The sequence below is a fragment of the Fibrella aestuarina BUZ 2 genome (assembly GCF_000331105.1).
Taxonomy (GTDB): domain Bacteria; phylum Bacteroidota; class Bacteroidia; order Cytophagales; family Spirosomataceae; genus Fibrella; species Fibrella aestuarina.
Genome location: NC_020054.1, coordinates 1729773 through 1743002, shown reverse-complemented (window position 1 = coordinate 1743002; position 13230 = coordinate 1729773). Strand labels below are relative to the sequence as shown.

Genomic DNA, 13230 nt, shown 5'->3' with positions numbered 1-13230 from the left:
CGGCCGGTACGTCGATACCACCGGGCATAGGTAATCGGAAGGCGTAATCTTCTTTTCAGGTACGTACCCACAACGGGGTACACGATCTGAGCGTACGCTCTTAACCGACTTACTGATGAAACGGAGACAGGCCCTGCAAACGCTGTCGGCGTCGCTGAGTGCCGTACTGGTCTGGCCCGATTGGGCCACGGCCTGGAATCGAACCTCGCTGGGTACGTTGTCCGGTCCCGCAGGACCCGGCCTGCTCACCGCCGACCAGACCACGTTGTTGACAGACATCGTCTCGACCATCATTCCCGACGGTCAGGTGGTGGGCGCGACAGGGGTGGGCGTACCGGCGTTCATCGAAACGATGCTTGCCGACTGCTACGAACCAGCCGCCCAGGCTGATTTCAAAAAGGGCCTGGCGGCGATCGACGGCAGCGCTCAGACGACCTATGGCAAACCGTTTGTGGCGCTTCAGCCCGCCGAGAAGCTCGCCCTGCTAACCGCCTTTGGACAAACCACCGACGCGACGCAGAAGGAATTTTTCGGTCTGCTCAAAAGCCTGACCATTCAGGGGTACACCACCTCGGAATACGTGATGGTCAATCACCTCAACTACGTAATGGCACCCGGCCACTATCATGGCTGCGTAACCGTATAAATCGCAATGGCTACGTTCAACATCGACAGTAAGAAGCGCAATACTTACGACGCCATCGTGATCGGGTCGGGCATTAGCGGCGGCTGGGCGGCCAAAGAGCTGTGCGAGAAAGGCCTGAAAACGCTCGTCCTGGAGCGGGGACGCGACGTCAAGCACATCGCCGACTACCCCACGGCCATGCTCAACCCCTGGGAGCTTCCGCACCGGGGGCAGGTGCCGCTCGAGGTGCGCAACCGCTACAGCAGCCGCTCGTTTATGCGCGAAGAAACACTCCACTGGGCCATCAAACCCGACGAGCAACCCATCATCGAAGAGCAACCCTTCACCTGGACGCGGGGCTACCACGTGGGCGGCAAATCGCTGCTGTGGGCGCGGCAAACCCAACGCTGGAGCGACTTCGATTTCGACGGCCCCGCCCGCGACGGTTTCGCTATCGATTGGCCCATCCGCTACAAAGACCTGGCCCCCTGGTATAGCCACGTCGAGAAATTCGCTGGCATCAGTGGCAACAAAGACGGCCTCGACGTGCTGCCCGACGGCGAATTTCTGCCTCCCTTCGAGCTGAGCTGCGTGGAGCAACACCTCAAAGCGTCGATCGACAAAAACTACAAGGACCGGCACTTCATTCAGGGCCGCGCCGCGCACATCACCGACCCGCAGGCCATCCATGGCGAACAGGGTCGCGCCAAATGCCAGCACCGGGCGTTGTGCGTGCGAGGTTGCCCCTACGGCGGCTATTTCAGCAGCAACGCCTCAACCCTGCCCTGGGCCGCCCGAACGGGCAAGCTTACCCTGCGGCCGCACTCGGTAGTGCAGTCGGTGATCTACGATGAGGTCAAAAAGAAGGCCGTTGGGGTACGTATCATCGATGCCAATTCGCTCGAACCGATCGAGTATTTCGCCAACATCATCTTCGTCAACGCGTCGGCCATCAACTCCAACGCCATCCTGCTCAACTCCCAATCGGGCCGTTTTCCCAACGGGCTGGGCAACGACAACGGCCTGATGGGCAAATACCTGTCGTGGCACAACTACCGGGGCAAAGCCAACGCCGAATTCGACGGTCTTCAGGATAAACGCACCGACGGCAAAAACCCCAGCAACGGCTACATGCCCCGGTTCCGCAATGTGTACAAGCAGGAGACGACGGGGCCGGCATCCCAGTTTCTGCGGGGGTACGCCATTGGCATTGGCGGCGGGCGGGGCCTTACCTCGAACCGCGATGGGCTGGGCGATGACCTGAAGGCGCAACTCCTCAACCCGCACTACGGTAACTGGAACATCAGCGCCTGGATGATGGGCGAATGCGTGCCGATCGAAGAAAATCACGTTCGGCTCTCGACCGATCAGACCGATAAATATGGCATTCCGCAGATCATTTTGTCGGCGAAATGGACCGACAACGACGCGCGGATGGTGCAGGATTTCAACGAGCAGATTACGGAGATGTTTACGCTGGCGGGGTTCAAGAATGTGCGCGCTACCGACACCAAATCAAACCCCGGCTCCGACATCCACGAGATGGGCGGCGTGCGCATGGGCAAAGACCCCAAAACCTCGTTGCTCAACGAGTGGAATCAACTCCACGCCTGTAAAAATGTCTTCGTCACCGATGGCGCCAGCATGACCTCGACCGGCACGCAGAACCCGTCGCTTACCTACATGGCCCTCACCGCCCGCGCCGTAGATCATGCCGTGAAGGAGTTGAAAAAGCGAAACCTGTAACACGTTTTCTGTCATCCCGACAACGGAGGGATGACAGGTAAAAAAACAAAAACGACTACCAATTAACCAGACCTATACGATTCTTTATGCGTACGAAAAAAACGACCCTCTTCCTTTGCCTGACGCTCTGCGCGACTCTGTCGTTCGGGCAGAAAAAAGGCGCACCGCTTTACAAAGCGGCCTTCGGCGTGCAGGCTTACACCTTCCGTAACGCCTTCCCTAAGGGCATTATCGCCACGCTCGACACTATCAAGGCACTGGGCTTTACCGAACTGGAAGGCGGCGCGCCCAAAGGCATAACGGCGGCCGAGTTCAAAAAAGCCTGTAACGAACGCGGCATCAGCATTCCATCGACGGGCGGCGGCTATGAGCAGTTGGTGGCCAACCCGCAGGAAGCCGCCAACAACGCCAAAGCGCTGGGTGCCAGCTACGTGATGTGCGCCTGGATTCCACATCAGAAAGGCAACTTCACCCTCGACAACGCCAAGAAAGCCGTGGCCGATTTCAACGCGATTGGCAAGGTGATGCGCGACAACGGGCTGACATTCTGCTACCACGATCACGGGTATGAGTTCCAGAAGCACGGCGACGGCACCCTGATGGACTACATCATCCAGAACACCGATCCCAGGTACGTGTCATTCGAGATGGACGTGCTCTGGACCCTCCACGGCGGGGCCGACCCGGTAGCCCTGCTGAAAAAGTATGGCAACCGCTGGAAACTGATGCACGTGAAAGACCTCAAAAAGGGCATCAAAGGCGACCTCACGGGCGGCACCCCACCCGAAAACGACGTCGTGGTGGGCGCGGGTCAGGCTGATTTTGTAGGCATTTTGAAAGAAGCCAACCGCATCGGCATCAAGCACTTCTTCATTGAAGACGAAAGCAACAAGGAGTTCGAGCAAATGCCCGCCAGCATCGCCTATCTGAAGAGTTTGCGGAATTGATGGTCAGTTGCCTTCGGCGTCATTAGGCTTCGCGTCATTCATGGTCATTCGTTGTCATTCATCGTAAAAACAACGGATGACGCCGAAGGCAACTGACCACTAATGACGCGAAGCCTAATGACGCCGAAGGCAACTGACCAAATCTAGGATTAACCCTACTAATTACAACTAAACTGCCACGTAACTTCGCTGGTACGAATTTGTCTTGCTACCACGTTGTTACTTAACTGACAGTTCGTGTCGATAATCAATTCATGAAACGGAGACAAGCATTACAAACGCTGTCGGCGTCGTTGGGGGCCATGCTGGTTGTACCCGAATGGGCCAATGGCTGGAGCCGTCAGTCGCTGGGTACGTTGCCCAACGCGTTCACGGCCGACCAAACCGCGCTGCTTACGGGCGTTGTCGACACCTTCATTCCCGAAACCGATACGCCGGGTGCCAAATCGCTGGGTGTCGCGACGTTTGTGCAGAAGATGGTGGCCGATTGCTACGAACCCAAAGCCCAGACCACGCTGTCGAACGGGCTGAACGCCGCCGACGCACTAGCCCGGCAAACCTACAACCGGCCTTTTACGGAGGCCGACACGGCGCAGCGCATCGATGTGCTGAAACGGATGGAACAGTCGACCGACGCCGACCAGAAAGCCTTTTACCAGTTGGTGAAAGGGCTGACCATCCGCGGCTACATGACCTCGGAATACGTGATGACCAACCTGACGCATTACGAAATGATACCGGGTCGCTACCACGGCTGCGTGCCTGTGCCCGCTAAACCCATTTCTCAAACGAAATAACGCGCCTTACGCCAAGCTATGTCTTATCTGAATATCGACGCTCAGGCCGCCAACACCTACGACGCCATCGTGATTGGGTCGGGGATCAGCGGCGGCTGGGCCGCCAAAGAATTAACGGGCAAAGGCCTGCGGACACTGGTGCTGGAACGGGGCCGCGACGTGCGGCACGTGACCGACTACCCCACCACCAACATGCAACCCTGGGAGTTTGAGCACCGCAACCAGCTCAAACAGGATGTGCGGGAGGCCAACCCGATCATCAGCAAATGCTACGCCTTTTACGAAGGCACCGAACAGTTTTTCGTGAAAGATGCCGAGCACCCGTATGTGCAGGAGAAACCCTTCGACTGGATTCGCGGCTATCAGGTCGGCGGTAAATCGCTGATGTGGGCGCGGCAAACCCAGCGCTGGAGCGACTTCGATTTTGACGGCCCCGCCCGCGATGGCTTCGCCGTGGATTGGCCTATCCGCTACGCCGACATTGCGCCCTGGTACAGCTACGTGGAGAAGTTTGCCGGCATCAGCGGCAACAAAGACGGCTTGCCCCAACTGCCCGACGGCGAGTTTCTGCCCGCCCACGAGTGGAACTGCGTGGAGAACTATTTCAGCCAGCAGATGGCCAAAAAGTACCAGAACAGCCGCCCCGTGATCATGGGCCGCGCCGCGCACCTGACCCAGCCGAAGCCGATTCACGCGCAGCAGGGCCGGGCGCAGTGCCAGCACCGCACCATCTGCGAGCGGGGTTGTCCCTTCGGCGGCTATTTCAGCAGCAACGCCACCACCATTCCCTGGGCGGCGAAAAGCGGCAAAATGACGCTACGCCCCAACTCGGTGGTGCACTCAATCATCTACGACGAAGGAAAGAAAAAAGCGACGGGTGTGCGCGTCGTCGACGCCAACACGAAGCAGATGACGGAGTATTACGCCCGCATTATTTTCGTGAATGCCGCCGCGCTGAACACCAACCTGATCCTGCTCAACTCCACGTCGAGCCGCTTCCCCAACGGGTTGGGTAACGACAACGGCCTGATGGGCAAATACGTCGCCTTCCACAATTACCGGGCGGGTATTTCGGGGCAGTACGATGGCTTCCTGGACAGCACCACCGACGGTCGGCGGCCCAACAGCCCGTACATTCCGCGTTTCCGCAACCTGCACAAGCAGGAGACCGACTTCCTGCGCGGCTATGCGGCGGGTTTCTCGGCAGGTCGTATCTCGCGCAATAGCCAGGAGGGCATCGGTGCCGACCTCAAAGCCAACCTGCTGACCGAAACGTTGGGCGGCTGGTACGTAGGCTCACACATGATGGGCGAAACCATCCCGAAAGAGAGCAATTACGTCGCCCTCGACAAGTCGCTGAAAGACCCGTATGGCATTCCGCAACTCAAAATCGCGGTGGCGTATGACGACAACGACGAGAAAATGGTGAAGGATTACCTGGAGCAGATGACCGAGATGTTTACGGCGGCCGGCTTCACCAACATCCGCACCCGCGACGACAAGCGGAACCCCGGCCTCGACATCCACGAGATGGGCGGCGTGCGCATGGGTAAAGACCCTAAGACCTCGCTGCTCAACAAGTGGAATCAGCTCCATGCGGTGAAAAATGTGTTTGTTACCGACGGCGCCAGCATGACCTCGACCAGCACGCAGAACCCCTCGCTCACCTACATGGCGTTTACGGCCCGCTCGGCCGATTATGCCGTGAAGGAAATGAAGAAAGGGAACCTGTAAGAATGCCGAATAGCCTGCCCAGCAAGGGCGGAGTACCCAGCACCGCTGCCAGCCCGTGACTCTAAACCAGTCGCCCGCTGGCAGCGGTGTTTTTTTGTGGGCAAATCGGGTTATCTATGGGCTGATGCGGGTTGAATGACGTGCGTTTGCGATGGCTATTTTTTACCTTACATACCGCTCCTTACGCGATAACCAGACAACCTGATGATACCATCTCGACGCCATTTTTTACGCCGGACCGCCCAGAGTGGGCTGGCAGCTTTATCGGTTGCCAGCTTCCCCGCAGCCGCCTCGGCCCTGCTGCCCGACGAACCAGCCACCCGCCCCGAACCGGCCCGTATTAAGCCCGACCATGTGGTTCGCTCCCTACCCGAAAACATGGTGTGGGGCTACTTTGGCGCTAACGTACCTGCGGTGTACACGGTCAAGGACGGCGACGTGGTCGAGATTCAAACCGTCAATCCGTCGGGGGTGAGCCGCACCAATCCCGAGGAGTTTTACACGAAAAACAACCTGCCCATCGACGCCCACGCGCAGGAGGTGATCGCCATCATGAAGACCGTGAAACCCGAACCATCGGGGATTCGCGGCCACATGCTCACCGGCCCCATTGCCATCGACGGTGCCCAGCCCGGCGACACGCTCGAGATTCGGATGCTCGACCTAACGTTTCCGGCCGGTTTCGGCGTTAACAGCGTGTGGCCCGGTGGCGGGGGCATCCCCGAGGCGGTCACCAGCCGCGAAACGTTTGTGTACCGTTACGATGCCAAACGAAAAGTGGCCATATTGAAAGAGGGTGTCGAGATTCCACTCAAGCCGTTTATGGGCGTGATGGCGCTGTCGCCGCCCCCTGAAACGGGCCGCGTCAGTTCCATTCCACCCGCCTTTTTCGGCGGCAACCTCGACATCAAGCACCTGACCAAAGGTACTACGCTATACCTGCCGGTGTCGGTACCGGGTGGGATGTTCACCACCGGCGACGGACACGGCGCGCAGGGCAACGGCGAAGTGAGTGGGGTGGCCATCGAAACGGCGCTGACCCTTACGGCCAAATTTATCGTGCACAAAGGCAAGAAGCTGACCATGCCCCGCGCCGAAACACCCACGCATTTCATTGCTGTGGGGCTCGACAAAGACCTGAACAAAGCCATGAAAAACGCGCTGACCGAAGCCGTTACGTTCATGAAAGACGAGTTGGGCTTTACGTTCAACGAAGCCCTGTCGATCGCCAGCACAGGCGTCGACTTTGAAGTGAGCCAGGTGGTGGATCAGACGCTGGGTGTACACGCCATGATCCCGAAGGCCATCTTCACCAAACGCAAGTTCCCTTACTGGACGTAGCACTAGGCCAAAACCTATAAGGTCTGGGCGACCCCGTCTAGGCGACCCCGTCTAAGACCTTATAGGTTTATAACCACTTACGCGGCTTCCAGGGCGGCGACATCAAGTTTCGACATCTTCATCATAGCGGCCATCACCCGCTTTGCTTTCGCGGGATCGCTGTGCTGCAATAACTTGTCGAGTCCTTCGGGGACTACCTGCCACGAAACCCCAAACTTGTCTTTGAGCCAGCCACAGGGCCCGGGTTGGCCGCCTTCCGTCAGCTTTTGCCAATAGGCGTCAATTTCGGTCTGCGTCTCGCAGGTCACGAGCAGCGACATTCCCTCGGAAAACCCAAAACCCGATCCCGCGTTGAGTGCATAATACGTCTGCCCATTCAGGATGAACACCACCGACATGGCCGTGCCTTCTGGCAAATGCCCCCCTTCGTTGTAATAGCTGATGTGCTTGATTTCCGAGTTCGGAAAAATGGCTGTGTAGTGCCTTACCGCCTCTTCCGCCTGGTTGTTGTAGGTCAGAAACGTGGTGATCTTGCTCATGTTGTTTACTGGTTTGGTTACCGCTCAAAGATACGCCTGTCTACCGTCCACGGGGGAGGGGAAATACGCCAGCCTGAAGGGGGCTTTGCGACAACCTGAGAAACGTGGACCCAACCCCAGCGACTCTTCCACAACGAACAGTGGTGGACAGACTTCATCTGATTTATTACTTACGAACAGGCTAATCAGGTCGGGCAAAAAAGCCAGTGCAAGCTTTTGAGCAGAAATACGGTGCGCCACTTACCTTTAACAGCTGTTTTGTAGGTAGTCGCCCGTCTGGCGGTGCTACATCCGAAACCTGTTGCTTACAAAAGCCTGTCTCAGCTGTATATGACTCTAAAGACGCTATTGGGCGGCAGGCAGCCGCTCACCGATGCAGACATCGTAGCAGGGCTTCGGGGCACAGAACGGGCACAAAACAAAGCCATTGAAGCCCTCTACGAACAGAATCAGGCGTTCCTGACGCGCTTTCTACGCAGTAAACAAAACGGGCTGTATTTCGTCAAGGAGCCAGAAGATATTATCTGGGAGGCCATAACGGCGGTATTGCATAACGTGCTCGATGGTCACTACGTACCCAGTTCGCAAACGCCTCTACGGGCGTATCTGGTGAGTATTTGCCGCAACCTGTGGTATAAGGCCGTGAGTCAGGAAGAGAACCGGGACCGGCGCGAAGAAGCCTTTTGGCAGGCGATGGAGCCCAGTGAGCTGCCGGATGTGGAGCAGTGGCTGCACAACCAGCAGCAATGGACGCGCTACCTGCTGCTCTTCGATCGGGCGGGTAAGCACTGTCGACAGATTCTGACACTCTGGCTGGTAGACGGCCTCGACAACGGAGCGATTACGGAAGTGATGGTGCGCGAAGGAAAACTAAAAAATGAGCAGGTGATCCGCAATACGAAAAGTGATTGCCTGAAAAAACTAACCAGCCTACTGCGATGAGCGAAGCGGAACTGGATACACTGGCCAACTACCTCAACAACCAGCTCTCGGCGGCGGAACGGCTGGCACTTGAGCAGCGACTGGCCACCGATGGCGCCTTGCGCGCCGAGTTGGCCAACCTACAGCAGGTACGTTCGGTGGCGGCACGGAGCCGACTGCTGGCGCAGGCTCGCCAGCAGCATGAGGCCAGTATAGCGGCGTTCGGCACCGAGCCGGTGCGGCGCCTTGGGTGGGGCCGCTGGGCCACTTCGGTTGCGGCAGCCTGCCTGTTGGTCGTCGCGTACCTACGCCTTTCAGACGTAAGCTACCTGACCATCAGCGAGATCGAACGGGGCACTTCCAAAACAGCCACAGCACCGTCGCCACTGAGTCAGTTTGAAACGGGGCTGGCTCAATTGCAACAGGGGGCCTACGACGCAGCGTTACCCCGGCTCCGACAAACCCAGTTGGATACCAGCCTGACGGCTTATTACCGGGATGCAGCCCGCTGGTATGAAGTGGTCGCTCTGGCCCATACCAACAAACCCCTGGCCCGGCAGCGACTAAACGCAATCGACGCCGACCCCGCGTTTGCTTATCCGATCCCCATTGCCGACCGGCTGCGCGTGCGGTTGCGCGTGTGGTACTGACGGACGCCCCAGCCTAGCCCTCCTACACCCAACGTACCCAGCAGCCCCCACAGCCAGCGGCGCGGCGGTGTTTCGATCACTTCTGCCGGGCCGATCAGCACGAAATTGGCCCAGAAGTAGGGGTGATCGTAGCGCGGGGCCAGATCACTTTTCAGGAAATCGAGTTTGGCTTGCCAGAGGGCTTCGTCGGTGGCAGCACCCTTATCCAGATGCTGCTGAAAGCGCGTCAATAAAAAGGCCGAGGCCTCGTCGTGCGCATTCCAGAGGGTTGTCAGCACCGCCCGCGCACCAGCGTAGTTGAACGCCCGCGCCAGCGACAGTACCCCTTCCCCCTGTTGCAGCTTCCCCGCGCCTGTCTCGCAGGCGCTAAGCACCACCAGGCTGGTCTGTTGGAGGTTCAGGTTGTAGATGGCTTCGGTTGAGAGCAGGTGAGCAGGCTGGTCCGGGAAAAAAGCGACGCGCGACCGTAGAGGCTCCCGGTCATCGGTGATGGCATGGGTGGCCAGGTGGATCAGGCGTTTGCTTGCATAGTTTTCCAGAAAGGCCGTTCGGGTGGCCGCCGCCCCCAGCAGCACGTCGCCCCGAACACCCGCCACCTCACTGCCCGAGTGGGGCAGCACAGCCAACGTTGCAGCGCGGTACGTTCCCGCCTCGCCAACCGGCTCATTAAACGGCGCCATCGCCAGCCGGTCGGTAGTGGTTGGGTGGTGGTTCGCCATCAGCAAAAGCCAGTGGGCGGAGTAGCCGTAGCTAATCGTATGCGTCTGAAGCAGGTACGTTCCGGTTTTGGGTGCCAATACCTCAAACGGCAGCAGGTTCAGCACGCCGTCCCGCAGAATCAGCAATCGCTGCTTCCCGCGCAACTCATCGCGAAGGGGCGCTATCAGGTACGTATACAAGGCCATTGCGGCCTTATGTCCCGCATACTGCCGCCCGCCCGGCGACGTACCCAGCGCCCCCCGAAACTGCCGAACCAGCGCGAAGAACCGACCATCAACCGGTACGGTATGGATCGAAACCCGCCCCTTATCAATCGCCTGCATCAGCAGTTGGTTGGACAACAACGTGTACGACAACAAGAGCGTGTTGGTATCGGGCAGCCAACGTTGCACAGTGGCCGTAGAGACTGCCGTCGGGGCGTATTTGAGCTGGTAATAGGCTGGGTAGTCATGTTCAAAGCGAGTGAGCAGGCGGCTGTGGGCCAACTCGGTCTCATTGAGCAACTGCTCCGTTTGCCGCCGTTTCAGGCTGTCGGTTTCGTACCCAAGGCTACTTTGCAGCCCCGACAGCTGATCGAGCAGCGCCCGCTCGGCGGTTCGTTCCTGAGTGGGCAGAGTGCGTAGTTTCAGGCCGGCCTCCCGCACCAGGCTGGTCAGGGTAGCGGCCCGGCTTTGTTCGGCGATTGTAAACAGGGCCTCCCGGTAGCGGGGTTGGCCGGTTTGCCTGTAGAGTTGCTGAGTCACTTCCAGGGCCTTCAGGTACGTATCGAACGCCGTTTCGGTAAAAAACAACCGGCCCCAGTCCGTTTGGTAGCTACGGCGCATCTGCTCGGCCAGGTCGATAGCGCGCAGGTACGTGTCGAAACTGGCGTCGAGCGCCCGGTGGTCGGCCCGCAGCAAACCCAGTTGCGCCAACGCCCCGGCTTTGGCCGTCAGTGCCCGAAACAACTCCCGCGCGAGCCAGGTCTGCGTCTTCGCCGGGTTAGTATACGGATCAGGATTCCGAAACGAGGGGTGCGCCCAATGAATCGCTTGCTGAAAACAATTGACTGCCTGGTCTACCTTCCCCTGCTCTTGCAACGTCTGACCCATAAACCGCCAGGCTTCCGAACGCCCCGCCCGGTTGGTCGGGTCGGCCACGGCCAGGCTCTGCCGAAACTGCCGGATGGCGGTCGTAAATAATCGTTTTTTGTGGTAATAAGCCCCCAAATCGCGGTAATGAATCGCCAGAAAATACGAGTCGGTGTAGCCTTTTGTGTGTGCACAGACGGCGCGGTAGGCGGTCATCGACTGCTGCATGGTGGCCCGCGCCTCGGAGAGACGATTCAGCTTGAGCAGGCAGAGCGCTTTGTTGGCGATAACCAGGTAATCGGCGGACGTGGCCGTGCGCAGCGCCTCGTCAAACGACGCTAACGCCTGCGCATAACGCCCAGTTTGCAGGTAGACGAAGGCCCGGTTCTGGTCAATAATTCGCCGGTTGAAGCCCGGTTCAGCCGCCAGCAGGGCGTGGGCTTTTTGCAAAAACAGCTCGGCCTGTCGGTAGTCGCCCCGGTCGATTTCCCACACGCCCTGATTGGTGTAGTAGCTAATGAGCGTACCGGAATTTTGCCGGGTATGGGTATGGTCCAGCAACTCCGTTGCCCGGTCATAGTAGATCTGACACGAATCGAAGCGGCCCATCCGCTTGAAAAACAGACCCAGATAGCTGTACGCCCGAAAGCGGGTCGAGTCGGGCGACGCCGGGCCAGCCAACCGGGCCAACGACCTTCGCAGCAGCCGGATACCGTAGGGATACTCCCGCTTTGCCAGTTGCAACACGGCCAGATCGGTCAGGGCCTTTGCCGTTCGAGCCGCGTCCTGGTGCTGCTCGTAATAGCGAACCAGTTGTCGGTAGTGCTGTTCGGCCAAAGGTTTGTTGCCCGCTACATACAGCGAATCGGCCCTTGTTTTTAGTTGATTACCCTGCCAAACATACGACGACTGAGCCATTCCTAACTGACTCAGCAGTCCCATGAACAGACCAACCAATCGACATACCGCGCCTGGCTTCATTCGCTGAAACGCGGATGCCCCGCTACGTCGCCATCGTCGGGAACGAGGATAATCAGCAATTGCCCCACCTGCGGCCAGGTGACATTAGTGTTTTGGCGCAGGTTCAGTTGATCGGTCCGGCTGGGTATGGCGAGGCGCTGCCGATACCCCGCCGCGCAGCTTAGCCCAGGACTGCAATCGATCAGGCCCGAGGCGTTGAGGTTCCGCCGCGCATACCGGAAATGCAGTTGATAATAAACGCCCCGGTACTGATAGCCTACGTCGTTGCATACTTCGCCATCCACCGGATCACGATCGCTATTTTCCAGATCGAGCCGACCGTCGGTATCGATGATCAGGGGCGACTGGCTGCTGGTGAGGTGGAAACCGCTGGCGGCATAGGCCGGCCGCGTCTGGCGGAGGTAGCTGTTGGTCAGGCTGGTACCCAGCGAGTCGAAGAGCGGGTAGGCGTAGGCGGTACGGTTCAGTAAGACAGTACGTTGCTCGCTACTCCCCTGACTTGGTCCCGAAACAGCGCCGTTTTTGATGGCATTGATGTCGTAAGGCGCCTGGCAGGGTTGGTAATGGAATTTCGTGCCGACGTGGTAGTCGATGGGCCATTCGCTCCAGATAGCTGCGGCCCCGCCGATGGTGGCCGAATAATAATTGACCATCCGATTGGCTGACCGGTTGGGTTTCATGGTCGTCATCACGCGCTGCTCGAAGTCGATATCGAGCAACAAATCACGCCCTTCGCTGACAGTAGCCACCGTCCGCATCGGCACAACCGGTTTAGGGTCGAACGTTGCCAGATCAACCGCATTGGGCAACCCATTGGGGAAAACGTACAGCCGAAGGGTAGTAGAACTCTGTATGTAGATCGCATTGGCCCCGACCGGGCGGACGGCGCCGTATTTCCTGATCGGATGAAGCGGTTGGCCCACGCCAAATGGAATGGCCCGGATACTTCGGCCTTTTAGCGGGTGCAGGCTATCCATGTCGGCGCGGCTCTGCACCAGCGCAAAGCCTTTTTCCAAGGCACCAGGGCGCGTTTGGCCCACGGCTACCCAACTACCTACCGCCCAGAGGGCAATGGTCAGTACTACAACTAGTTTCATGATCGTAAACGGTGGAACCGGGTGCGTTGCGCAACCAGCAACATACCCGACCTAAAGGTAAG

General features: G+C 58.6%; 11 protein-coding genes. 8 read left to right on the top strand and 3 right to left on the bottom strand.

Features of this window, described 5'->3' with window-relative positions; translation table 11 throughout:
- Window positions 1-115 precede the first annotated feature (115 nt).
- The 6 genes from FAES_RS07090 (at window position 116) to FAES_RS07065 (ending at window position 7190) form a co-directional block, all read left to right on the top strand.
- Window positions 116-646: a gluconate 2-dehydrogenase subunit 3 family protein gene (locus FAES_RS07090; protein WP_015330520.1), complete on the top strand. Its 531-nt coding sequence runs from the start codon at window positions 116-118 to the stop codon at window positions 644-646.
- A gap of 6 nt (window positions 647-652) precedes the next feature.
- Complete coding sequence (locus FAES_RS07085; protein WP_015330519.1) at window positions 653-2371, top strand: GMC oxidoreductase; 1719 nt, start codon at window positions 653-655, stop codon at window positions 2369-2371.
- A gap of 86 nt (window positions 2372-2457) precedes the next feature.
- The gene (locus tag FAES_RS07080; protein ID WP_015330518.1) at window positions 2458-3318 is read left to right on the top strand and encodes a sugar phosphate isomerase/epimerase family protein; all 861 of its coding nucleotides are present in this window, start codon (window positions 2458-2460) and stop codon (window positions 3316-3318) included.
- Between the two features lie 254 nt (window positions 3319-3572).
- Window positions 3573-4115, top strand: coding sequence for a gluconate 2-dehydrogenase subunit 3 family protein (locus tag FAES_RS07075; protein ID WP_015330517.1), 543 nt, complete (start codon window positions 3573-3575; stop codon window positions 4113-4115).
- A gap of 18 nt (window positions 4116-4133) precedes the next feature.
- The gene (locus FAES_RS07070; RefSeq protein ID WP_015330516.1) at window positions 4134-5849 is read left to right on the top strand and encodes a GMC oxidoreductase; all 1716 of its coding nucleotides are present in this window, start codon (window positions 4134-4136) and stop codon (window positions 5847-5849) included.
- A 204-nt stretch (window positions 5850-6053) separates the two neighbouring features.
- A complete protein-coding gene (locus tag FAES_RS07065) occupies window positions 6054-7190 on the top strand; it encodes an acetamidase/formamidase family protein (RefSeq protein ID WP_015330515.1) in 1137 nt (378 codons plus the stop codon).
- A gap of 77 nt (window positions 7191-7267) precedes the next feature.
- Here the strand turns inward: FAES_RS07065 and FAES_RS07060 are convergent, their stop codons facing one another.
- Complete coding sequence (locus tag FAES_RS07060; protein WP_015330514.1) at window positions 7268-7729, bottom strand: VOC family protein; 462 nt, start codon at window positions 7727-7729, stop codon at window positions 7268-7270.
- A gap of 330 nt (window positions 7730-8059) precedes the next feature.
- Here FAES_RS07060 and FAES_RS07055 point away from each other — a divergent pair, with 330 nt between their 5' ends.
- Together FAES_RS07055 and FAES_RS07050 are read left to right on the top strand one after the other, a co-directional pair.
- A complete protein-coding gene (locus tag FAES_RS07055; RefSeq protein WP_015330513.1) occupies window positions 8060-8671 on the top strand; it encodes an RNA polymerase sigma factor in 612 nt (203 codons plus the stop codon).
- Complete coding sequence (locus tag FAES_RS07050; RefSeq protein ID WP_041257630.1) at window positions 8668-9300, top strand: anti-sigma factor; 633 nt, start codon at window positions 8668-8670, stop codon at window positions 9298-9300. Before FAES_RS07055 ends, FAES_RS07050 begins: the two co-directional genes overlap by 4 nt.
- On the opposite strand, the gene FAES_RS07045 is transcribed toward FAES_RS07050, so the two are convergent.
- The gene (locus FAES_RS07045; RefSeq protein ID WP_015330512.1) at window positions 9246-12071 is read right to left on the bottom strand and encodes a CHAT domain-containing protein; all 2826 of its coding nucleotides are present in this window, start codon (window positions 12069-12071) and stop codon (window positions 9246-9248) included. The two genes, FAES_RS07050 and FAES_RS07045, sit on opposite strands and share 55 nt — an antisense overlap.
- Window positions 12068-13168: a hypothetical protein gene (locus tag FAES_RS07040; protein WP_015330511.1), complete on the bottom strand. Its 1101-nt coding sequence runs from the start codon at window positions 13166-13168 to the stop codon at window positions 12068-12070. Before FAES_RS07040 ends, FAES_RS07045 begins: the two co-directional genes overlap by 4 nt.
- Window positions 13169-13230 lie beyond the last annotated feature (62 nt).